This window comes from Ciceribacter sp. T2.26MG-112.2 (genome assembly GCF_900492205.1).
In the GTDB taxonomy this organism is placed as follows: Bacteria; Pseudomonadota; Alphaproteobacteria; order Rhizobiales; family Rhizobiaceae; genus Allorhizobium; species Allorhizobium naphthalenivorans_A.
This window is the reverse complement of the sequence record NZ_UEYQ01000007.1, coordinates 168,997-191,049: the sequence shown is the minus strand read 5'-3', so window position 1 is coordinate 191,049 and position 22,053 is coordinate 168,997. Positions and strand designations below refer to the sequence as shown.

Here is a 22,053-nt window from a genome sequence, read left to right as displayed (position 1 = left end):
TGGCCATTCTTCTTCTGGCAGAACACGACAACGCAACCCTGTCCGACCAGACCGCCAAGGCGCTGACGGCCGCCACCAAGATCGGCGGCGACATTCACGTGCTGGTTGCCGGCTCCGGTGCCAAGGCTGCCGCAGACGCCGCCGCCAAGCTTTCGGGCGTTTCCAAGGTTCTGCTCGCCGACGATGAGAGCCTTGCCAACAACCTCGCCGAACCGCTCGCCGCCCTGATCGTCTCGCTGGCGGGCGCCTACGACACCATAATCGCGCCCGCGACCTCCTCGGCCAAGAACGTCATGCCGCGCGTCGCCGCCCTGCTCGACGTGATGCAGGTCTCGGAGATTACCGAGGTCGTCTCGGCCGACACTTATCGGCGCCCGATCTATGCCGGCAACGCCATCCAGACGGTTCAGTCGACCGACACCAAAAAGGTGATCACCGTGCGCACGACGGCCTTTGCCGCCGCGGCAGAAGGAGGTGCGGCCGCCGTTGAAACGGTGAGCGCTGCCGCCAATCCGGGCGTCTCGACCTTCGTCAACGATGCGCTCTCGACCTCCGACCGTCCGGAACTGACCTCGGCGAAGATCATCATCTCCGGCGGCCGTGCCCTCGGCTCGGCGGACAAGTTCAAGGAAGTCATCCTGCCGGTGGCCGACAAGCTCGGTGCCGCCGTCGGCGCATCGCGCGCCGCGGTCGACGCCGGCTACGCCCCGAACGACTGGCAGGTCGGCCAGACCGGCAAGGTGGTCGCTCCGCAGCTCTACATCGCGGCCGGCATTTCCGGCGCCATCCAGCATCTCGCCGGCATGAAGGATTCCAAGGTCATCGTCGCGATCAACAAGGACGAAGAGGCGCCGATCTTCCAGGTCGCCGATTACGGCCTGGTCGCCGACCTGTTCGAAGCCCTGCCGGAGCTTGAGAAGACATTTCCGGAGATTCCAAAGTAATGATGGTGTTCAGGTCGGATCATGAAAAAGTGATCGATGAAGCCTTCGGCTTCAAGGAACGTAAGTTCAGGGATTTGGCGCGCATAGAGCAAGTTTTTGCCTTTGCCCTGCTAGCACTCATCCTGGCTTCAGTGCTGCACAAGTCTTTTGGAAACAGCGAGAGCCTATTAGTCGACTCCATTTCCGCGCCTGGACATGGCCACTAAGCCAGATGATTCGTAGGTGGGTGCATGGGCGAGAACCCAGCGGTTGAGCATGCTATGGTCAACATGCGGTGTGAACTAGGAAAATTTGCGACAGGCCCTTAATATGGATGTGCTCTAGAACGCGTCCTCATAGATCGCCAGGGCATCCTCTTCGGCCAGCGGACGGGGGTTGTTGACGAGAAGGCGGCTCTGTTTCATCGCGTCGCGTGCCATCATCGGCAATGCGTCTCGGGGTATGCCAACCTCCCGCAGGGACTGCGGAATATTCAGTTCGCGTCCAAGATCGGCCAATGATCCGATGAAAGCCTTCGCCCGGTCGACGACTGGAACATTTAGCAGTTCAGGAAATATATCAGCAGCTATCTCCGCGTAGACTTCGCTCGCAGCTGGCAAGTTGAACCGAAGAACATGCGACAGCACCAGCGCGTTTGACAAGCCATGCGGCACATGGAAATGCCCGCCAATTGGATAGGCAAGCGCATGCACGGCGGCAACTGGAGAATTCGCAAAGGCCTGACCGGCAAGTAGCGATCCGAGAAGCATTGCGGAACGTGCGTCGCGATTGCTGCCATTGAACACTGCCTCGCGGATATTGGCGCCAAGCAGCTGCAGCGCTTGCCGGGCAAGGCCTCGGGAGATCGGGTTGTTGTTGGCCGATGTGGAGGCGTATGATTCAATGGCGTGCACCATGGCGTCGATGCCGGTCGCCGCAGTGACTGCAGGTGGCAGCCCAAGAGTCAGATCGGCGTCAAGGATGGCCATGTCAGGCAGGAGAAGCGGCGAAACGACACCTTTCTTTTCGGCATCGCCCGTCGTGATGATGGCAATCGGTGTGACTTCAGAGCCGGTTCCTGCCGTCGTGGGCACGAGGACCAGCGGCAGACGTGGCCCCCGCGCGAGGTTGACGCCATAGACATCGGCAAGCTTCTCGCCACCGCCCACCAAAAGGGCCACAACTTTCGCGACGTCCATCGGTGATCCTCCGCCAATGGCCAGGATGCCCGTTGCCTGATGCATTTTGACGGCCGCGACGAGGGCGTGAATGTTGCTCTCCGGCGGATCGGCGGCCACTTCGTCGAAAATCGCGACAGCGATGCCGTTGGTTTCGAGGGAGACGATGGCAGCGTCGGCGAGGCCAAGGCCACGCACGCCCTTGTCTGTAACAAGGAGGACACGGTTGCCTAGCAGGCGCCCGGCGATGTCAGCCATGCGTGCGCTTGCGCCTGCTTCTGCAAAGATCGATTTTGTGGTGTTGAAGATGAAGTTGCTCATGGCATCAGTTCCATTCCCGGCAGCGCGTAGGCGCACGCCATTTCCGTGTCGGATGCTCCCGGCACGAGGCCGGGAGGAGAAAAATCACAGTTGTCATCTCAGGCGCGGTGCAGTTTTAGCCCAGGTGCCTCGCGGTCATAGACATCGGCCGTAATGCCTTCCGCCCGCAACAGGTGTTTCTGGATCTTGCCGCTCGCCGTCTTCGGAAGCGCATCGACGATCCGCAGGTAGCGCGGAACCATATAGCGGGGGAGCCGGTCGGCGAGGAAGGTCATGAGAGCGACAGGATCGATGCTGTGTCCTTCAACCGGCGTGACCGCAATCAGAACCTCATCTTCGGAATGCTCGCTCGGCACGGCGACGGCTGCGCATTCCTTGACGTCATCATGGGTGGTGACTTCGCTTTCCACCGCGAAGGAGGAAATATTTTCGCCTCGCCGCCGGATGACGTCCTTCAGCCGATCGACAAAAAAGTAGCGCCCCTCGGCATCACGACGGAAACCATCGCCGGTGTGGAACCAGCCGTTTCGCATGACTTCCACGGTCGCCGCAGGGTTGTTGTAATATTCCTTCATCAAAGCCCAGGGGCGATGCGACCGGATGACCAGTTCGCCGGTAGTGCCTTCCGGAACCTCCATGTCGTTCTCGTCAACAACGCGCAGCTCATACCAAGGGCGTGGCTTTCCGGTGATCCCTTTTTCAGTGATGCCAGGGCCGGCATGCAGTGGACTTGCGATCTCGGTCATGTTGTAGATCGTCCATGCATCCACGCCGAAACGCTCTGCAAAGAGCGGCCCATCCTCGCCGAAGGGTGTGATGAAAACCCGGCGCAGCGGGTGGTTCCGGTCATCTGCCGATTCCGGCTGTTTCAGGAGGAAGCTCGCCATCACCCCGAGCAGAAGCGCGAAGGTCGAGCCAGTATCGCGGACTGCGGCCCAGAAATCCTGCGTCTTGAATTCGCGCATCATGCCGATAGAGCCGCCACGGGCAAGCATCGCGTAGACGTAAAGGGTCGATCCGCAGTGGAAGATCGGCCCGCATATCAAGCAGCGATCGTCCGGCTCGACGCAGTCGAAGGCGTCGGGTCCCATCGTGTAGAGCTGGACATAGGAGGTAACGACCCCTTTGGCGTTGCCGGTGGTTCCGGACGTGTACATGATTGCCAGGGTGTCCCATGGCTCAATCGGCCGATCGAGTGTCAATGCGGCATCGTCGATCTCCGAGACGTCTGTCAGCGGCAGAATTTCCACGCCTTGCCTCACGGCGGAAGCGCCTTCGCCTGCCACGGTCAGCACCTTCTTCAGCCTGCCCGGCGAGATGCCGTCCAGCCTGTCGAGCAAGGCTTCTTCAGCGACCATCAGCGGTGCATCTGCGTCCGATAGGATATGTTCGAGCGGTCGACCTCGTGCGCCAGTATTTATCGGCACATAGACCGCGCCGAGATAGTTGATCGCAAACCAGGTGGAGAGGAGGTTCGGGCCATTTCCCATGAAGCACAGAACGTGGTCGCCCCGACGAACGCCATGGGCATGAAGCGTCGCCGCACGACGGCGCACCTGTTCGCGCGTGGTGCGGTAGTCCCATTTCACCGAAGGCCAAAAATGCGCGAACGGGGCGTCCGGCGTTTCTTGTGCATAGCGATCCAGCAGATAGCGTAACACCGATCGATCGCGGTTTAGCGCGTTTTCCACGTCCGTCATTCTCAAAATCCTCCTCCAGAGCGTTCGCGACAAAGCACGAAAAGAACCCGTTGCAAAGTCGAAATGAATATGCAACATACTCGGTAGTATGTCAAAGCGGTTTTGCCGCGGGAGGTTCTTTTGACCATCGTCAGCATCGAACGCGAGGGGCCGTTGGCACTGGTGCGCTACGATCGTAGAGGCAAGGCAAATGCCCTCAATATGGCAGCGATCGGCGCTCTGACAGAAGCGGCAGATGTGCTTGCCGCAGATACCGCGGTGCAGGTTGTGGTTCTGACCGGAACGGAGACGCACTTCTCGGCCGGTGTCGATCTCGATGATGATCGCCTGTGGCGGGGGGGGGCCGACCAAGTTGTACGCAGTCATGCCATGGCAGCGGGCGGACGCATGTGCGAACGCTGGTTACGCCTGCCCCAGATCACGATCGCGGCCATCGAGGGAGCCGCCATCGGAGGTGGCGCAATCCTCGCTCTGGCGGCGGATTTTCGTATCGCCGGCGAAGGGGCCTATTTTCGTTTTCCAGAGGTAAAGCTCGGCATGACGCTGGGCTGGGGCGGACTGCCCCTGCTGTCGGACCTGATCGGCGCGTCCCGGGCCAAGCTCGCGCTTTTCACCGATCAGCGCATCGAGGCTGCCCAGACGCTTTCCATGGGCCTTTGCGACGAACTTGCTGGCAAGGGCGAAGCGGTAAATGCCGCCCGCGCACTAGCGGCAAAGATCGCTCTTTGTCCGCCTGGGGCGCTTCGCATGACCAAGCGCTCTATCGACGCCAGCCTCAGAACAAGTTGGGCCGCCGGTTTCGAGCAGGACCAATTCTACCTGTCACGCACCCTGATGGAGCAGGGTGGCTGAAGGTGCTGCAACACTGATCAATTCAAGAGGAGGAAACGCATGCAATTCAAATCAACGATCCTTGCCGCAGCCACGGCAGCCCTGTTGGCGGGCACCCCGGCTCTCGCGGAGCCCTATCGTCTCGGAGTCCTGACCGACATGTCGGGGATGAATTTTGACCTGGCTGGTCAGGGCTCAGTGGTGGCCGCGCAGATGGCGGTCGAGGATTTTGGCGGCAAGCTTCTGGGCGAACCCGTCGAGGTGATTGTCGGCGACCATCAGAATAAACCTGATATCGGCTCGACGCTCGCCCGCCGCTGGATCGACGAACAGAACGTCAAGGCTATTGTCGACGTGCCGACCTCGTCGGTTGCCATGGCGGTTCAGGAAATCACCCGCAACTCGGACACTGCTTTCCTGGTATCGACAGCTGGTTCCTCTGACCTGACGGGCAAAGCCTGCTCTCCGACGACGGCCCAGTGGACCTGGGACACCTACGCACTAGCTAACGGAACGGGTCGGGCGATAACCGAAGAAGGCGGCAGGAAGTGGTATTTCATCACCGTCGACTATACCTTCGGCCATGCGCTTGAGCGTGACACGTCTGAGGCCGTGCTTGCGGTGGGTGGCGAAGTGGTTGGCACGGTGCGCCATCCGCGCGAAACGACGGACTTCTCGTCTTATCTGCTGCAGGCCCAGTCTTCGGGTGCTGACGTCGTAGCTCTGGCGAACTCGTCAGGCGACACGATGACGGCTCTCAAGCAGGCAAGCGAATACGGCATCACCACCTCGGGCCAACGTATCGCCGGCATGCTCCTGTTTCTTTCGGACGTTCATGCCGTTGGGCTCGAGACCGCCCAGGGCCTGACCCTGACCACGGGCTTCTACTGGGATCTCGATGATCAGACCCGCGCTTGGTCCAAGCGCTTCGGCGATCGGATGAACGGCAAGATGCCGACCATGGTACACGCTGGCGTCTATTCCTCGGTCATGAATTACCTCAAGGCTGCGGAAGCGGCCGGCAGCGTCAGCGGCAAGGCTGCCATCGACAAGATGCGCACCATGGACATCAACGACTTCTTTGCCCGCAACGCCCATCTGCGCGAAGACGGTCGGATGGTCCACGACATGTACCTCGTACAGGTCAAAACGCCCGAAGAGTCCAAGGGTCCGTGGGACTACTACAAAGTCATCCGCACGATCCCCGGCGATCAGGCATTCCGCCCGCTCGACAAGAGCGAATGCCCGCTGGTCAAAAAATGACTGCTGTGGTGCGCCCCTTCGTAGACGCCCATGTCGAAAAGCACCGTGCCGTTTTGTCGGCACGGGGTTTGTCCAAGACATTCGGCGGTTTCCAAGCAGTCGGGAACGTCGATCTCGACGTCCACCACGCCCGCGTACATGCTTTGATCGGGCCTAATGGAGCCGGAAAAACGACCGTTTTCAACCTGTTAACGAAGTTCATTCCGTCGACGGCAGGCACCATCAGTCTGGATGGGACCGACATTACCCGCACCGCGCCAGCAAAGGTCGCCCGCATGGGGCTGGTGCGTTCCTTCCAAATCTCCGCGACCTTTCCACAGATGACCCTACTCGAGAATGTCCGGGTGGCCCTGCAGCGCCCGAACGGCCAGGCTGTCCAGTTCTGGCGTTCACTTGGCTCGCTTCGCAACCTCGACCGGCAGGCGCTTGAACTTCTTGAACGGGTTGGCTTGCAGGATATGCGCCATCGCCTCGCCTCGGACCTTTCCTACGGTCGTAAGCGGGCACTGGAGATCGCGACGACGCTGGCGCTCGATCCAAAAGTACTTCTGCTCGATGAGCCGCTGGCCGGCATGGGGCAGGAGGACGTCTCCGTGATGGCCGGCCTGATCAGCGAAGTGGCAAAGGACCGCGCCGTGCTGATGGTCGAGCACAATCTGAAGGTCGTCGCCGAGATCTGTCACGACGTGACCGTCCTTCAGCGGGGAGAGATTTTGACGACCGGTGACTACGAGACCGTCAGCAACGATGCGCGCGTTCGCGCCGCCTATATGGGAGATGACGATGCATAGTTCGCAACCGCTTCTTTCCGTACGCCGGCTCAATGCCTGGTACGGCGAAAGCCATGCGCTACATGGCATCGATCTGGATATCTGGCCGGGAGAAACCGTGACCCTTCTCGGTCGTAACGGTGTTGGCAAGACGACAACGTTGCGCGCGATCATGGGCATTCTAAGCAAGCGCACCGGTTCGGTCGCCTTCGATGGCCACGATGTGTTCAAGCTGCCGCTGCACCGCATCGCCCACGCCGGCATTGGCTTTGTGCCGGAAGAGCGCGGCATCTTTGCGACACTGACCGTCGAAGAAAACCTGCTACTGCCGCCGGTCGTGGACAAGGGCGGCATGTCGCTCGATGAAATCTACACGCTGTTTCCCAACCTGCTGGAGCGCCGGTCCAGCCCCGGAACGAAGCTTTCCGGTGGCGAACAGCAGATGCTGGCCATCGCCCGCATCCTGCGCACCGGTGTCAAGCTGATCCTGCTCGACGAGCCGACCGAAGGACTTGCGCCCGTCATTGTCCAGCGCATCGGAGAAACGCTGCTTGCCCTCAAACAGCGGGGGCTGACCGTGCTGTTGGTCGAGCAGAACTTCCGCTTTGCGGCCAAGATCGCCGATCGATTCTATGTGATGGATCACGGCCAGGTCACCGATACCTTCACTACGGCACAACTGCCGGATCGTATCCAGTCACTCAATCGGGCGCTGGGAGTTTAATCATGACGATGATTTTCGGAATTCCAGTGCAAGCTCTTTTGGGCCAGCTTCTGGTCGGTCTGATCAACGGTTCGTTTTATGCCGTCCTGAGCCTCGGCCTCGCCGTCATCTTCGGTCTGCTGCGTATCATCAATTTCGCCCATGGCGCACTTTATATGCTGGGGGCATTTGTCGGTTACCTTTTGCTCGCCTTTGCGGGCATCGGCTACTGGCCGGCGTTGATCGGCGTGCCGCTGGTCGTCGGCCTCCTCGGCGCCGTGCTCGAGCGTACTATGCTGTCGCGCCTCTATAAGCTTGATCATCTCTACGGCCTGCTGTTCACGTTCGGTCTCGCGCTCTTCATCGAGGGCACGTTCCGTTATTTCTACGGTTCATCCGGGCAACCATACGCAGTTCCACCGAGCTTGGCCGGCGGCACCAATCTCGGCTTCATGTTCCTGCCGAATTATCGCGCCTGGGTGGTCATCGCATCGTTTGCAGTGTGCATAGGCACTTGGTTTCTGATCGAGCGGACGAAGCTCGGTTCCTATCTGCGGGCTGCAACGGAAAACCCGACGCTCGTTCAGGCGTTCGGTGTCAACGTGCCGTTTCTGCTGACCTTCACCTATGCCTTCGGCTGTGCATTGGCCGGGTTCACCGGCATTCTCGCCGCGCCAATCTACCAGGTGAGCCCGGTCATGGGCTCTAACATTATCATCATCGTCTTTGCCGTGGTGGTTGTCGGTGGAATGGGCTCGGTTTTAGGCGCGATTGCGACAGGATACCTGCTCGGGCTCGCAGAGGGGCTGACCAAAGTCATCTATCCGGAAGCATCGAACATCATCGTCTTCGTCATCATGGCAGTGGTGCTTCTCATCCGCCCGGCCGGACTTTTCGGAAAGGAAGCGTGATATGACTGAAACGTGCTTGTCCCAGCCCGTTACTGGGCCGGCCGCGGGCCGCGCTCCCTTACGGCTCCTCGGTGTTTTCATCGGCATTGTCTCACTCGTCGCTGCGCCGATGTTCTTCTACCCCATCTTCTTGATGAAGATCCTTTGTTTTGCGCTGTTCGCCTCGGCCTTCAACCTGCTGCTCGGCTACACGGGACTTTTGTCCTTCGGCCATGCGGCGTTCTTCGGAGGTGCCGCCTATGTGACGGCCCACGCGGCGAAAATATGGGGGTTTCCGCCCGAACTTGCCATGCTGGCCGGTGTTTTAAGCGCCATCGTAATCGGTGCGGTGATCGGCTTCTTCGCTATTAGAAGGCAAGGCATCTATTTCGCGATGATCACGCTCGCCCTGTCGCAAATGTTTTACTTCTTCTGCCTGCAGGCCCCGTTTACCGGCGGCGAAGACGGTATCCAGGGCGTGAAACGCGGAACGCTCTTTGGCTTGATCGATCTCAGCCAAACGATGAACATGTACTATTTCGTTCTCGCAATTTTCCTGCTGGGCATGTTCGCCATCTGGCGGATTGTCAACTCGCCCTTCGGTGTGGTCCTGAAATCGATCCGCGAAAACGAGACGCGGGCGATTTCGCTTGGTCTATCCGTCAACGCCTATAAGCTGTCGGCTTTCGTGATGTCGGCGGCAATTGCCGGCCTTGCAGGATCGACAAAGGCGCTGATCTTCCAGTTCGCGACGCTGACCGACGTTACCTGGCAGATGTCCGGCGAGGTGATCCTGATGACGCTAATGGGCGGCATCGGTACATTTCTCGGACCGGTGGTCGGGGCAGGTCTCGTGGTGATCTTGCAGAACGTGCTTGCCACCTCCGAATTCCCGGTCACAGTGATCACTGGCGCAACATTCATGCTGTGCGTCCTCGCCTTCCGCCGCGGCATCGTCGGCGAAATCGAGGCTGCCATCCTCCGCTGGAACCGCCGATGAGTCCGACGCGCATTCTCTCAGCCACGGTTTGCGATGCGTGGGTGGACTACAACGGCCATATGGGCGACTACGCCTACGGTATCGTGTTTTCCAACGCCGCGACCGCCTATATGGACCGGATCGGTATCAATGCAGGCTACAGGGCAGAGACCGCGGCGACACTTTATACCCTCGACAGTCGCATCGGTTTCCTCAGGGAATGTCATGCCGGAGAAGCCCTCCACGTTGACCTTGTCGTGCTCGCGGCCGACGCGAAACGCCTGCATCTCTTCATGCGCCTGAGCAATGCCGCGAACGACGAGTTGGCTCTGTGTGAGCAGCTACTGATGCATGTGTCCCGTGCGGACGGATTACCACGTTCTGCACCGCTGCCCGGTCCATCGCTTGAGCAGGTGATGGCCGATCTCAAAGCGCATCGGGATATCGAGCGCGCCCCCTGGCTCAACCGGCGGGTCGGTCTGTCGCGCGGCTGATGTTCCTCAAGGTACTGAAAGCCACAATGCCCCGGACACACCCAAAGTGTCCGGGGCATTGTCGTTGATGGCGAGAACCGACGCCGCAGCAACGCTCCAAGCTGTCAGGCGATCTCGAAAAGGCCCGCAGCACCCATGCCGCCGCCGATGCACATCGTCACCACGACGTAACGCAGGCCGAGACGACGGCCCTCGATGAGGGCGTGGCCAACCATGCGCGCACCTGACATGCCGTAGGGATGGCCGATGGAGATCGCGCCGCCGTTGATGTTCAGCTTTTCATTGTCAATACCAAGGCGATCACGGCAGTAGAGAACTTGCGACGCAAAGGCCTCGTTCAGTTCCCATAATCCGATGTCATCGATCTTCAAGCCATGCTGTGCGAGAAGCTTCGGCACGGCAAAGACCGGACCGATGCCCATCTCCTCCGGCGCGCAGCCGGCAACAGCGATGCCGCGATAAATGCCAAGCGGGGAGAGACCGCGCCGTTCCGCCTCGCGGGCTTCCATCAGCACGGACGCCGAGGCGCCATCGGAGAGTTGTGAGGCATTGCCCGCGGTGACGAAACGGCCTTCAGACACAATCTTGCCGCCGGCAAATACGGGCTTCAGGGAGGAGAGTCCCTCTAGCGTCGTTTCAGGGCGATTGCCTTCGTCCTTGGCAAGCGTCACTGTTTTCGATGACGTTTCCCGGGTCGCCTTGTCGCTGACCAGCATCGTCGTTTCAAGCGGCACGATCTCCGCATCGAAGCGACCGTTTGCCTGCGCCTGCGCTGTCCGCTGTTGCGATTGCAGGGCGTATGCATCCTGCGCTTCGCGGGCCACGCCATAGCGGGCGGCAACGAACTCTGCCGTTTCGATCATGCTGACATAGGTCGAAGGCAGATTCTTCATGAGCCAGGGATCGCGCCAGCGATCCGTGTTCATGCGCTCGTTCTGCACCAGGGATATCTGCTCGACTCCGCCGCCGACCGTGACGGTCATGCCGTCCGCGATGATCTGCTTGGCCGCAATCGCGATACCCATCAGGCCCGAAGCACATTGACGGTCGACGCTTTGGCCGGCGACGGTGACGGGCAATCCCGCCCTCAGGGCCGCAGTCCGGCCGATGTTCATGTGGGTCGTGCCCTGCTGGAGGGCCGCTCCCAGAACGACATCATCGACCTCGCCGGGGTCGATCCCGGCACGCGATACCGCGTGCTCGATGGCGTGGCCTGCAAGCGTGGGGGCGGTCGTGTCGTTGAATGCCCCGCGATAGGATTTGCCGATCGACGTGCGGGCAGTGGATACGATGACGGCTTCTCTCATGACGATCTCCTCCTCAATTCTTCGAAAACAGCAGGCGTTCCGCCAAAGCCCGATGCTGCGGGCCAAGGGCGACCGGCCGGCGTGTTGTGCGATCGACATAGACGTGGACGTAACTACCCTGCGCTGCCGCGTGATCCTCATTCTCGCGGAAAAGCGCGAAGCCCCAGGACAGGCTGGTATTGCCGATCCGATCGACCCGAACCCCGACCGTGACGCGGTCGGGATAGGTAACCTCGGAGAAGTAATTCGTGTAGCTCTGAGCCACCACGCCGATCGGCCCTTCGCCATGAAGATCAAGCGCGCCACCCTCGATCAGCACGCGGTTGAGTGCGGAATCGAAGTATTCCATGTAGACGACATTGTTCATGTGGCCGTAGCAGTCCATGTCGTTCCAACGGGTCTCCATGTCGAAGAACCGGCGATATTCCTGCCTGTGTTGTGCGGTCGCCCGCGCCGGTACTGCCGTCATGCCTTGGCTACCGCGGTCCGTGCGTTGGCGATGATGCGATCGACATGCGCGAGCCCGGCTTCGGTCTCTATTGAACTATCGAGGCTGGATATGGTCGTGAAGGTTTCGGCAACCGCCTCCGGTGTGCGCTTGTCTGCCGGCAGGTAGACACCCTGGCTTTCAACAATAGCCATGCGCGCCACGGTGCCGGCTCCAGCCAGGAGCGCAACGCGGCTCGGAGCCTCCTCGCCGACGAGGAAGAGTGCGGCCGGAACGACGTTTTCCGGCGCGAGGTGGTGCAGCATCTCCTCGTCCATCATGTCGCCGGTCATTCGGGTCGCTGCCGTCGGCAACACGGCGTTGACCTTGATGCCGTAGCGGGCGCCTTCGAAATGCAGGACGTTCATCAAGCCGATGAGCCCGGCCTTGGCGGCGCCGTAGTTCGACTGGCCGAAATTGCCGTAGACCCCGGAGGTGGAGGAGGTCATAAGAATGCGGCCATAGTTCTGTCCGCGCATGACTTCCCAGACAGCCTTCGTCGCATTGGCCGATCCGATGAGATGCACGTCGACGACAGCGCGGAAATCTTCCGTCGACATTTTCGCAAAAGTCTTGTCGCGCAGGATGCCGGCATTGTTGATCAGCACATCGATACGGCCAAATTCCGCCAGCGTGCGGGCAACAAGCGCCTGCATGTCCTCGAAGCGGGTGACGTTACCACCGTCGGCTATCGCCTGCCCGCCCTTTTCGCGGATCTCCGCCACAACCTTTTCAGCCGCCTCGCTCGAACCGCCCCTCCCGTCGCGCGACCCGCCGAAGTCGTTGATGACGACCGTAGCGCCGCGAGCGGCGAGTTCGAGCGCGTAAGCGCGGCCGAGGCCGCCTCCGGCCCCTGTCACGATGGCAACGCGGTTTTTGAATGAGATGCTCATAGCTCCAGTCCTCAATTCGTTGTCAACACGAGCCAGTCTGCGGCAAGTGCGGGCTTTGACTGGCCTTGGATATCGATGGTGGCAACGTAGGAGGCGAGGGTGCCGCTTCCCTTCTGTTGGCTGGCGACGAGATCAAAGCGCGCGCGAATGCGGGCACCGGACCTCACTGGCGCCAGGAAGCGAACCTTGTTGAAGCCGTAATTGATCTCGACTACTCCAGTTGCAGGTTCGGCAAAAACTTGCCGGCTGAGCTTCGTCAACAGAGAGAGAACGAGAAAGCCATGGGCAATCGTGCCACCGAAGACGCTTTCATTGGTCGCGCGCAAGGGATCGACATGAATGAACTGATGGTCGTCAACGACGTCGGCAAAGCGATCGATCAAGTCCTGGTCGACCTGCATCCAGTCTGTGACGAGGGGTGCCGCGGAATCGACTCGCACGCAGTTCTTGGCTGGGGGGAGAGTGTCCAAAATCCTGTTTCTCCTGAAACTCATACGGCGCGATAGGTCTGCGAAATATCGCACACCGTTACAACATACTGGGTAGTATGCACTTGCGACTCAGTTTGTCCAGTGGCATTTTTAGGCGAGAGACGCAGGCAGTTGCCTTCCCGGGCGGGCCATAACTATAGTGAATACAAAGGAGAACTGCCCATGGTCCAGAATCGCCGCCAGATCAGGACAGACGGCACCGGCAATGCGGATATCCTGGAGACAGCGGCGCAATGCTTCATGGAGCAGGGCTTTTCTGCCACGAGCATTGATGATGTGGCACGCCGCCTCGGCGCTACTAAAGGTCGTATCTACCACTACTATTCCTCCAAGACCGACCTCTTCTTCGACGTCCATCGCGAGGGCATGGAACGGCTCTTTCGGGCGGTCGAACCTTCGATGGAAATTGAAGGAACGGGTGTTGCCCGCCTCAGGGCGATGCTGACCGCGCATGCCATGGCGATGATGACAAATGCGGCCTTCGAGGCTGTAGTCGTGCAAGGTGTGCACATGCACCGTATGGCTGCCACGACCCCGGATCAGCGGCGCACGCTGGACGATCTCATCGCCATCCGCCGACGCTTCGAGAATCTTTTCAAGCAGGTTCTGCAGGAAGGAGTCGCCGATGGATCTATCCGCGATATCGATATCTCGATAAGCGCGAAGGCAATGCTGGGCGCCGTCAACTGGCTCTCCGTCTGGTATCGGCCCGCGCCCGGCGAGACAGAAGTAGATCGACAGGTATTGGCAGAGCGGATTGTCACGACCCAGATCGACGGCATCCGCAGTCGGCCGCAAAGCGCTTCTTCCGCAAGATACTGAAGGACGCCCCTTTGTTCTCGCCTGAAAAGGTCGGCACGGATGGTGGCAGCCCCTTTCCAGCGGCAATCGATGGTGACGTGACCGGGATTTACGGTGGGCTTCAGCAGCCGAGCGTTTCGATTCCTTCCGACATCACCAGACTCACCGGGATCACCGACGATATGGTCGCTGGGGAGTTGATTGACATGGCGGCGATACAAGCGCTGATCGAGCCTGCCGATCTACTGATCGCTCACAATGCCGGCCTCGACCGGCCATTCTGCGAGGCATTTTCTCACCCGTTTTCTGGCAAGGCCTGGGCTTGCTCTAACTCCGAGATCGACTGGTCGTCGCGAGGATATGAAGGCACCAAGCTCGGATATCTGATCGGGCAGGCAGGCTATTTTCATGAAGGTCATCGCGCTGTCGACGATTGTTTCGCGCTACTGGAGGTCCTCGCCCGGGACGTCGATGAATCGGCGTGCTCCGCTTTTGCCGAGCTCTATGAAGCAAGCCAGCGGTCGCGTGTCCATATTTTCGCAGAGAACAGTCCCTTTGACATGAAAGATCACCTGAAGGCGCGAGGCTATTGCTGGTCCGACGGAAGTGACGGCCGCCCGAAATCCTGGTGGATCGAGGTTGGCGAAGACGCGCTCGATGGTGAACTCCGCTATATCAGGGCCGAAATCTACCGTTATTCGTACGCCGATCCTCCAATCAAACGACTGACCGCCTTCGACCGGTTCCGGGTCTGATAGTTTTTTCAGCTCGTCTCTGATTGGACCCATGCTTTGAGCGCATGACCGACTTGAAACCTTGTGCCTTATCGAGGACCGCACAAGAGCCCATATTCAAATCATAGAAACGACGTTGGAACCGAAGCTCGGTTGCTGGCGTCAAGAGACCTCATGAAAGGGGATCATCATGAACGTAGCACGCTCCTTCAACAACTGGCGCAAGTATCGTCAGACCGTTATTGAACTTGGCCGCATGAGTTCGCGCGAACTGCAGGACCTCGGTATCAATCGCGCCGACATTCCCAGCGTTGCTCGCCAGTCGGTTGCTCGCTAAACAGCCTTTTCCTGCTCACCCTGAGTGATACTGCGCCCGCTGATGACGCGGGCGTTTCTATGTCTGGCCGGAGCGAGGCGCTGTGCTGGAGATCGCTCTCGTCAGGATTAACTCCTGCATTCTTCACATGGCTGCACTGCAGCAAAGTCTGTTTAATGTGCAGCGGGCATGGGTATCTTGGTTTTGACCGAAGCGATGCGCTTCCCCCCGCAAATCTTCGAATTCAGACGGCCCGCTCCTCCTCCCATGGGGCCTCTGTCGGAGCCGGCGCTCGTCCTCTTGAGTGTCTGTTCGGTTCTTTTCGGAAAACCTGCCGCACCTCCTCCTGCGGCAGGCTTTTTCGTTTTCAGGACCGTCACATCATAGGCTCGGGAGCGAGCTGCGGTTCTTGCTCGCTGAGCGAGGAAGGGGTGACCCCGACCAGCCACGCCCATCAAATGTGCCTATGTCCGACAAATTTCGGCACAAGCTCATAATGAGCTTGAAGTGCTCCGGTCCGGAGGCCGCCATTTCGAGGCAGTACTCCAGATGGGCCGCATATGTTTGCCAGGGGCGAGCCGAACAGGGGCAATTTGGCCGCGATACCCCCAAGGGCCATTTAAGGATAAGAGCCGTAAACAGATCATGTGTTCGCTATGTGATCCGTTAACATATCATTAGCTTGACTCAACGCCGGTCGTAATGATACAAAGGCATATCATTTACTCGGAATATGATAGGTATAGAGATCAATGGAGGCGGCATCAGAGGCATTGCTGGAAATCGGCGATCTGTTGAAGGCGACCCGTAAGGGGCTGGGACTCACGCAAGAGCAGGTGGCGGACATGGCGGGACTGTCGCGTCCTCGGTATCGCGAGATCGAGGCGGGGAGCAGTGCTGCCAGGACGACCACCTTGATCAACATTTCACGGGCGCTTGGGCTTGAGTTGATGTTGATCCCTCAGGCGATGGTCCCAGCAGTTGACGCCCTGCTACGGCCGCATGATGACTACGATGATCTGCCAGCTTTCATTTCCCACCCCGATGGGGATGCTAATGCTTGAGCCATCTTCCGATGCAAGGTCCATTTGGTCGCTTGACGTTCTATTGAACGACCTGAAAGTCGGGACGATCGTCAGGACGCCCGGCGACTTCAATGCGTTCAGTTTCGAGGGAAGCTATCGTGCAACAGGCGGATTCCCCGTGCTGAGCCTGTCCTTCCGCGCGGCGAGCGGAGGGCTTCGTAAGGACCCCAAGCCTGTCGCCCGAGCGCTACCGGCATTCTTTGCCAATCTCCTTCCCGAAGACAAACTGCGTGAAGCCATGGAGAAGCACCACGCGGGCAGCGTTCGCTCGGGTAATGATTTCGATCTGCTCGTAGCACTAGGGTCGGATCTTCCGGGTGCTGTCCGCGTGGTCCCAAGTGACAGAACGATTGCTCGCCACGACGGCCTGCCTGTCCCAAAGTCGAAAGCTCGATTTTCGCTCGCCGGCGTTCAGATGAAGCTCTCTGTCATCAAGAACACGGGCAAAGGCGGCGGCCTTACACTGCCGCTGGGAGATGAGCAGGGCTCCTACATCGCCAAGTTTCCATCGACAGCGTTTCCCGGCGTGTCGGAAAACGAATATGCCAATCTCGCTCTTGCTGAAGCGATTGGCATGGACGTCCCCGAACGCGAGCTTGTTGAGCAGTCAGAATTCGATGGTATTCCGGAAGAGTTCAGGACGCTATCGGACGGAAGCGTTCTGCTCCTCCGACGTTTCGATCGGGGAGCCGGGGGAGAGCGGATCCATATCGAGGATTTCGCGCAGGTGTTTGGCGTCCATCCTTCCAGAAAATATGAAGGAGCCGCCTATCACGATATTGCCGCGGCTTTGAATGTTGCCGTCTCGTCGGGCGCCGCGCTCGAATTCGTCCGCCGGTTGGCTTTGGCTGCCGTGACCGGCAATGGCGACATGCACTTGAAGAACTGGTCGCTGATTTATCGCGGGGCAGGGGACAGGCCGGAATTTGCGCCCGTCTACGACGTGCTCTCGACGATCCCTTACATCCCGGCGGATGCCATGGCGCTGTCACTCTCCGGCGAACGTTCCTTCAAGGCGATGGACGTACAACGCTGGAAGGCCTTCGCCAATCGTGCCCGCCTGCCCGAGGCCGCCGTTCTCAAGGCGGTGTCCGATACCGTTGAGCGCGTCAATCAGCTTTGGTGGTTGCTGCCCGAGCGCGAAGTCGTTCCGGAAAAGGTTCTTGAGCGTATCGATGCGCATGTCCAACTCATGACCCCCATCCTCGGTACCTGCGCGGGTTAGGTGATAATCGGCACGCCGTAACACACTCAAGCAACTCGACCCGCCGTCATCGACGAAGTGCCTATGGCTGCGGGCTTAAGGATGGATGCCGAATTGCGGCCAGGTGTCGTTTCTGGTCCGCATCCTGCGTTTTAGGAAGGCGTCGTGGCCATAGAGGATCGGTGTCCCGATGCTCTCGGTGTCGACATAGGCAATGATCATCTCGCAGCGAGGTCGAAGTCGCAAGGAGTTAGTTGAGGGATCAGGCGCTGGCTTTCCGGACGTTCACGAACGAATGGCGCTGTCCCCTTTGCGCAGGATTTAGTCGGGCGGGTTGTGTGACAGGCAGGTTCGTCCATATGGGACGGAAATATCCCATTGTCATTGCACCTAAATTTGGTTTAGCTGATGTGAGGCTTCAACTATCGTCGGCAACCCTGACGGGATGCTTGCCGGGATTGGGCCCACAAAGACCAGATTTGAATGGCAAATGGGAGGAAACCATGTCCACGAAAATTATCGCTCTTTCGGCAGTCGCAGCCAGCATGTCGCTTCTTTGGGCGTCGAGCGCGCTTGCAGTGACGGAACTGCAGTGGTGGCACGCCATGACCGGCGCCAACAACGAGGTCGTGGACACGCTGGCGAAGGAATTCAACGAGACGCAGAGCGACTACAAGATTGTGCCCGTCTTCAAGGGTACCTATCCGGAAACCCTCAATGCCGGCATCGCGGCGTTCCGCGCCAAGCAGACACCGGCGATCATTCAGGTCTTCGACGTCGGTACCGGCGTAATGATGGGTGCCGAAGGCGCAGTCATGCCGGTCGCCGAAGTGCTCGAGAAGGGTGGTTACACCTTCGACAAGGCCAAGTACCTGGCCGGCATCGTGGCCTATTACTCCAAGCCTGACGGCACCATGCTGTCCTTCCCGTACAACTCGTCCTCGCCGATACTCTTTTACAACAAGGACCTCTTCGAGAAGGCGGGACTGGATGTCAACAACCCGCCGAAGACATGGCCGCAAGTCTGGGAGGCCGCCCGCAAGATCAAGACGAGCGGTGCCGCGGAGTGTGGCTACACGTCGACGTGGCTGACCTGGATCCAGACCGAGAACTTTGCCGCCTGGAACAACCTGTCCTACGCCAACAACGAGAATGGCCTCGCGGACACCGATGTCGAGCTGAAGTTCAATTCGCCTGAATTTGTCCAGCACTTCCAGTCGATTGCCGACCTCGCCAAGGAAGGCGTCTTCCGTTACGGCGGCAGGACCTCTGAAGCCAAGAACCTCTTCCTCTCCGGCGAATGCGCCATCCTGACCGAGTCTTCAGGTGGGCTCGGCGATATCGTCAAGAGCGGCATGAACTATGGCATCGGCCAGTTGCCATATTACGAAGGTGACGGCCGTCCACAAAATACCATCCCCGGCGGCGCCAGCCTCTGGGTCTTTGGCGGCAAGAGCGACGAAGAATACAAGGGCATCGCCGAGTTCTTCAATTTCCTTTCGCAGACGGAAGTCCAGGCCCGTCTGCACCAGGTCTCCGGCTACTTGCCCGTCACCATGGAGGCATACAAGGCCACCAAGGACTCCGGCTTCTATGAGAAGAACCCGGGCCGTGAGACGCCAATCCAGCAGATGATGGGCAAGGCACCCACCGAGAACTCAAAGGGTGTACGTCTCATCAACCTGCCGCAGGTCCGCGACATCATGAACGAGGAATTCGAGTCCATGCTGTCAGGCCAACAGGATGCCAAGGCAGCACTCGACAAGGCCGTCGAGCGTGGTAACGCCGCCATCCAGCAGGCGCTCGGCAACTAACAGAACGCGCTCGCAACGCCGCCCGGACCGATGTCCGGGCGGTCTTTTCATCCCGGCGAGGGCATTTGCTGTGCAGAACGTCGTCTTTCCCAATAAGATACTTCCCTATTTCCTGGTCGCGCCGCAGATTATCCTGACGGTGATCTTCTTCTTCTGGCCGGCAAGTCAGGCTCTATATCAGTCTGCCATGCGCGAGGACCCGTTCGGGTTGCGCAGCGCCTTCGTCGGTCTGGCTAACTTCCAGGCGATCTTCTCCGACCCGAACTATCTGCATTCGCTGCAGGTGACGGTCGTCTTCAGCGTCCTGACGGCAGCCGTGGCCATGGGCACGGCCCTCTTTCTGGCAACGGCTGCGGATCTCGTTGTCCGCGGCCGTGGCTTCTATCGCACATTCTTGATCATTCCTTATGCCGTAGCGCCTGCGGTGGCCGGCATGCTGTGGCTCTTCATGTTCAACCCCGCCATGGGGACTTTCGCCTACCTGCTTCGCCGCAACGGCATCATGTGGGACCCGCTGCTCGACGGAAACCAGGCCATGACGCTGGTGGTCGCGGCCGCCGCATGGAAGCAGATCAGCTACAATTTCCTGTTCTTCGTCGCCGGCTTGCAGGCTATCCCGAAGTCGCTTCTGGAGGCCGCGGCCATCGACGGAGCCAGGGGTGCACGACGGTTCTGGACAATCGTCTTCCCGCTGTTGGCGCCGACCACATTCTTCCTCCTCGTGGTCAACACGGTCTACGCCTTCTTCGATACGTTCGGCATCATCCACGCCGTCACCGGCGGCGGCCCGGCCAAGGCGACCGAGACGCTGGTCTACAAGGTGTACAATGACGGCTTCGTGAACCTGAACCTCGGCTCGTCGGCGGCCCAGTCGGTTGTGCTGATGATCATCGTCATTGCATTGACGGCCTTCCAGTTCCGCTTTGTGGAGAAGAAGGTTCACTATGGTTGAGGTCCGGTCATGATTGAAAACCGCCCCGTTGCGACACTCCTCGGCCATCTCTTGCTGGTGCTCGGCATCATCGTCGTGGCCTTTCCGATCTATTATACCTTCATTGCCTCGACGATGTCGTCGATCGACATCATCCGCCCGCCCATGTCGCTTCTTCCGGGCGACCAGTTCATCGAAAACTATTCCGGCGCGCTCTCCGGCGGCGTCGAGCAGGTCGTAGGCGTCAGTCTCGAGCGGCTGCTCTTCAACACCTTCGTGGTCGCGATGGCGATCGCGGTCGGCAAGATCGTCATCTCTTTCCTGTCCGCCTTCGCAATCGTGTTCTTCCGATTCCCGTTCCGGATGGGCTTCTTCTGGATGATATTCATCACCCTGATGCTGCCGGTGGAGGTCCGCATCCTGCCGACCTATAAGGTGATCGTCGATCTCGGGCTTCTCGACAGCTATGCCGGCCTGACCTTGCCGCTCATGGCCTCTGCGACCGCGACCTTCCTCTTCCGCCAGTTCTTCCTGACCATCCCGGGAGAAATGGTGGAAGCAGCCCGTCTCGACAATGCCGGTCCGTTCCGCTTCATGAAGGATATCCTCCTGCCCCTTTCGAAGACCAATATCGCTGCGCTCTTTGTGATCCTCTTCATCTACGGCTGGACCCAGTACCTCTGGCCGCTCCTCGTCACCAATGACGCGGAGATGAACACGATCATCATCGGGCTGCGGCGCATGGTCGATTTCACCGACGCGTCCACGCCGTGGAACTACGTCATGGTTACCGCGATCCTCGCCATCATCCCGCCCGTCCTGGTCGTCGTGCTGATGCAGCGCTGGTTCGTCAAAGGTCTTGTGGAGACTGAAAAATAATGGCCGAAATTGAACTCAAGGATGTCCGCAAGGTCTATGGCGGCAATATTGAAGCAATCAAGGGTGTGTCGCTGCATATCGCCGACGGTGAGATGATCGTACTCGTCGGTCCCTCGGGCTGCGGAAAATCTACCCTGTTGCGCATGATCGCCGGCCTCGAGGGGATCTCCTCCGGACAGATCGTGCTGGGTGGCCGCGTCATCAACAATCTGGAACCGGCCGAGCGCGACATCGCCATGGTCTTCCAAAACTATGCGCTCTACCCGCACATGACCGTCAGGCAGAACCTGTCCTACGGTCTCAAAAACCGCAACACGCCCAAGGATGAGATCGACCGGCGGGTCTCGGAAGCCGCGACTGCGCTTGAGATCGAGCAGTTCCTGGAGCGCAAACCGCGCCAGCTGTCGGGCGGCCAGCGTCAGCGCGTGGCCATGGGCCGGGCGATTGTCCGCAAGCCCGCGGCCTTCCTCTTCGACGAGCCGCTGTCCAACCTCGACGCCAAGCTCCGGGTGCAGATGCGCGTCGAGATCCGCAGACTGCAGAGGTCGCTCGCCACAACCAGCGTCTACGTCACCCATGACCAGATGGAGGCCATGACGCTCGCCGATCGGCTGGTGGTGCTGAACGGCGGGCGCATCGAGCAGGTTGGCACGCCGATCGAGCTTTACGAGCGGCCAGCCTCTACCTTTGTCGCCACCTTCATCGGCTCTCCGTCGATGAACCTCCTGAAGCGCAAGGCGGTTGAGGGCAGTGGCTGGGTGCTCGCTACGAATTCCGGCGTTGCGACGAGTGTCGATACCGTCGGCATCCGCCCCGAGGACATCGTGATTGCCGATGAAAACTCCCCCTCGGACTTCTCGGGGCAGGTGCAGGTCGACGCGGTGGAGCTGGTAGGAGCTGAGAGCTATGTCCATGCCTCGCTCGCCGATGGCAGCCCGATCGTCTTTCGCGTGCCGGGTCGCTCGCGCATCGGCATCGGCGAGACCATTCGCATCGCGGCTGCCCATTCTAACATCCACATGTTCGATGAAACCGGCAAGCGCCTTGTCTGACCTGGCA

At 59.6% G+C, this 22,053-nt stretch carries 23 protein-coding genes and 1 pseudogene; 18 read left to right on the top strand and 6 right to left on the bottom strand.

Translation table 11 applies throughout. The features are described from left to right. Together DYZ14_RS13405 and DYZ14_RS13400 are read left to right on the top strand one after the other, a co-directional pair. Positions 1-944, top strand: a 944-nt coding sequence (locus tag DYZ14_RS13405) for an electron transfer flavoprotein subunit alpha/FixB family protein (RefSeq protein WP_232365540.1), incomplete at its 5' end; no start/stop codon positions are given. Beyond that, positions 944-1,150 (top strand): hypothetical protein, encoded by a 207-nt coding sequence (locus DYZ14_RS13400; protein WP_154721130.1) that lies wholly within the window; start codon positions 944-946, stop codon positions 1,148-1,150. The genes DYZ14_RS13405 and DYZ14_RS13400, both read left to right, overlap by 1 nt. A gap of 114 nt (positions 1,151-1,264) precedes the next feature. Here the strand turns inward: DYZ14_RS13400 and DYZ14_RS13395 are convergent, their stop codons facing one another. Beyond that, entirely contained in the window at positions 1,265-2,422 is a 1,158-nt protein-coding gene (locus DYZ14_RS13395) for an iron-containing alcohol dehydrogenase (RefSeq protein WP_154721129.1), read from the bottom strand. Between the two features lie 98 nt (positions 2,423-2,520). After that, complete coding sequence (locus DYZ14_RS13390) at positions 2,521-4,200, bottom strand: AMP-binding protein (RefSeq protein ID WP_232365539.1); 1,680 nt, start codon at positions 4,198-4,200, stop codon at positions 2,521-2,523. A gap of 42 nt (positions 4,201-4,242) precedes the next feature. Here DYZ14_RS13390 and DYZ14_RS13385 point away from each other — a divergent pair, with 42 nt between their 5' ends. From DYZ14_RS13385 to DYZ14_RS13355, 7 genes are read left to right on the top strand one after another with little or no spacing between them, the layout of a single operon-like run. Beyond that, positions 4,243-4,974: an enoyl-CoA hydratase/isomerase family protein gene (locus DYZ14_RS13385; protein ID WP_154721128.1), complete on the top strand. Its 732-nt coding sequence runs from the start codon at positions 4,243-4,245 to the stop codon at positions 4,972-4,974. A 39-nt stretch (positions 4,975-5,013) separates the two neighbouring features. Beyond that, positions 5,014-6,216, top strand: coding sequence for an ABC transporter substrate-binding protein (locus DYZ14_RS13380; RefSeq protein ID WP_154721127.1), 1,203 nt, complete (start codon positions 5,014-5,016; stop codon positions 6,214-6,216). Continuing rightward, a complete protein-coding gene (locus tag DYZ14_RS13375; protein ID WP_232365538.1) occupies positions 6,213-7,007 on the top strand; it encodes an ABC transporter ATP-binding protein in 795 nt (264 codons plus the stop codon). The genes DYZ14_RS13380 and DYZ14_RS13375 overlap by 4 nt, the downstream gene beginning before the upstream one ends. Further along, positions 7,000-7,710: an ABC transporter ATP-binding protein gene (locus DYZ14_RS13370; protein ID WP_154721144.1), complete on the top strand. Its 711-nt coding sequence runs from the start codon at positions 7,000-7,002 to the stop codon at positions 7,708-7,710. Before DYZ14_RS13375 ends, DYZ14_RS13370 begins: the two co-directional genes overlap by 8 nt. A gap of 2 nt (positions 7,711-7,712) precedes the next feature. Further along, entirely contained in the window at positions 7,713-8,600 is an 888-nt protein-coding gene (locus tag DYZ14_RS13365) for a branched-chain amino acid ABC transporter permease (protein WP_154721125.1), read from the top strand. A 1-nt stretch (position 8,601) separates the two neighbouring features. Further along, positions 8,602-9,579 (top strand): branched-chain amino acid ABC transporter permease, encoded by a 978-nt coding sequence (locus DYZ14_RS13360; RefSeq protein WP_154721124.1) that lies wholly within the window; start codon positions 8,602-8,604, stop codon positions 9,577-9,579. After that, on the top strand, positions 9,576-10,052 hold the full coding sequence (locus DYZ14_RS13355) for a thioesterase family protein (RefSeq protein ID WP_154721123.1): 477 nt from the start codon (positions 9,576-9,578) through the stop codon (positions 10,050-10,052). The genes DYZ14_RS13360 and DYZ14_RS13355 overlap by 4 nt, the downstream gene beginning before the upstream one ends. Positions 10,053-10,156: 104 nt before the next feature. On the opposite strand, the gene DYZ14_RS13350 is transcribed toward DYZ14_RS13355, so the two are convergent. Genes DYZ14_RS13350 through DYZ14_RS13335 form a run of 4 tightly spaced genes read right to left on the bottom strand, consistent with a single transcriptional unit; the run spans position 10,157 to position 13,140 of the window. Next, positions 10,157-11,359, bottom strand: a complete 1,203-nt coding sequence (locus DYZ14_RS13350) for an acetyl-CoA C-acyltransferase (RefSeq protein ID WP_154721122.1) — start codon at positions 11,357-11,359, stop codon at positions 10,157-10,159. A 13-nt stretch (positions 11,360-11,372) separates the two neighbouring features. After that, complete coding sequence (locus DYZ14_RS13345) at positions 11,373-11,828, bottom strand: acyl-CoA thioesterase (RefSeq protein WP_154721121.1); 456 nt, start codon at positions 11,826-11,828, stop codon at positions 11,373-11,375. Further along, positions 11,825-12,739 carry an SDR family NAD(P)-dependent oxidoreductase gene (locus DYZ14_RS13340; RefSeq protein ID WP_154721120.1) on the bottom strand — a complete coding sequence of 305 codons (915 nt, stop codon included), beginning with the start codon at positions 12,737-12,739 and terminating at the stop codon, positions 11,825-11,827. Before DYZ14_RS13340 ends, DYZ14_RS13345 begins: the two co-directional genes overlap by 4 nt. 11 nt (positions 12,740-12,750) lie before the next feature. Beyond that, positions 12,751-13,140 (bottom strand): MaoC family dehydratase, encoded by a 390-nt coding sequence (locus tag DYZ14_RS13335; RefSeq protein ID WP_232365542.1) that lies wholly within the window; start codon positions 13,138-13,140, stop codon positions 12,751-12,753. A 252-nt stretch (positions 13,141-13,392) separates the two neighbouring features. Between DYZ14_RS13335 and DYZ14_RS13330 the strand changes: the two genes are divergently transcribed. The 9 genes and pseudogenes from DYZ14_RS13330 to DYZ14_RS13290 all read left to right on the top strand — a co-directional run bounded on the left by DYZ14_RS13330 (position 13,393) and on the right by DYZ14_RS13290 (position 22,046). Beyond that, a complete protein-coding gene (locus DYZ14_RS13330) occupies positions 13,393-14,052 on the top strand; it encodes a TetR/AcrR family transcriptional regulator (RefSeq protein ID WP_154721118.1) in 660 nt (219 codons plus the stop codon). Between the two features lie 71 nt (positions 14,053-14,123). Continuing rightward, positions 14,124-14,786, top strand: a pseudogene (locus DYZ14_RS13325) (3'-5' exonuclease); the annotation flags it as partial. Positions 14,787-14,955: 169 nt separating this feature from the next. Further along, on the top strand, positions 14,956-15,102 hold the full coding sequence (locus tag DYZ14_RS13320) for a DUF1127 domain-containing protein (RefSeq protein ID WP_154721117.1): 147 nt from the start codon (positions 14,956-14,958) through the stop codon (positions 15,100-15,102). Positions 15,103-15,833: 731 nt separating this feature from the next. Then, positions 15,834-16,145, top strand: coding sequence for a helix-turn-helix domain-containing protein (locus tag DYZ14_RS13315; RefSeq protein WP_154721116.1), 312 nt, complete (start codon positions 15,834-15,836; stop codon positions 16,143-16,145). Beyond that, on the top strand, positions 16,138-17,391 hold the full coding sequence (locus tag DYZ14_RS13310; protein WP_154721115.1) for a type II toxin-antitoxin system HipA family toxin: 1,254 nt from the start codon (positions 16,138-16,140) through the stop codon (positions 17,389-17,391). The genes DYZ14_RS13315 and DYZ14_RS13310 overlap by 8 nt, the downstream gene beginning before the upstream one ends. A gap of 482 nt (positions 17,392-17,873) precedes the next feature. Next, a complete protein-coding gene (gene ugpB, locus DYZ14_RS13305) occupies positions 17,874-19,184 on the top strand; it encodes a sn-glycerol-3-phosphate ABC transporter substrate-binding protein UgpB (RefSeq protein WP_154721114.1) in 1,311 nt (436 codons plus the stop codon). A 70-nt stretch (positions 19,185-19,254) separates the two neighbouring features. Then, on the top strand, positions 19,255-20,136 hold the full coding sequence (gene ugpA / locus DYZ14_RS13300) for a sn-glycerol-3-phosphate ABC transporter permease UgpA (RefSeq protein WP_154721113.1): 882 nt from the start codon (positions 19,255-19,257) through the stop codon (positions 20,134-20,136). A gap of 9 nt (positions 20,137-20,145) precedes the next feature. After that, a complete protein-coding gene (ugpE, locus tag DYZ14_RS13295; protein WP_154721112.1) occupies positions 20,146-20,994 on the top strand; it encodes a sn-glycerol-3-phosphate ABC transporter permease UgpE in 849 nt (282 codons plus the stop codon). Then, on the top strand, positions 20,994-22,046 hold the full coding sequence (locus DYZ14_RS13290; protein WP_154721111.1) for a sn-glycerol-3-phosphate import ATP-binding protein UgpC: 1,053 nt from the start codon (positions 20,994-20,996) through the stop codon (positions 22,044-22,046). The genes ugpE and DYZ14_RS13290 overlap by 1 nt, the downstream gene beginning before the upstream one ends. The last annotated feature ends 7 nt before the right edge of the window (positions 22,047-22,053 follow it).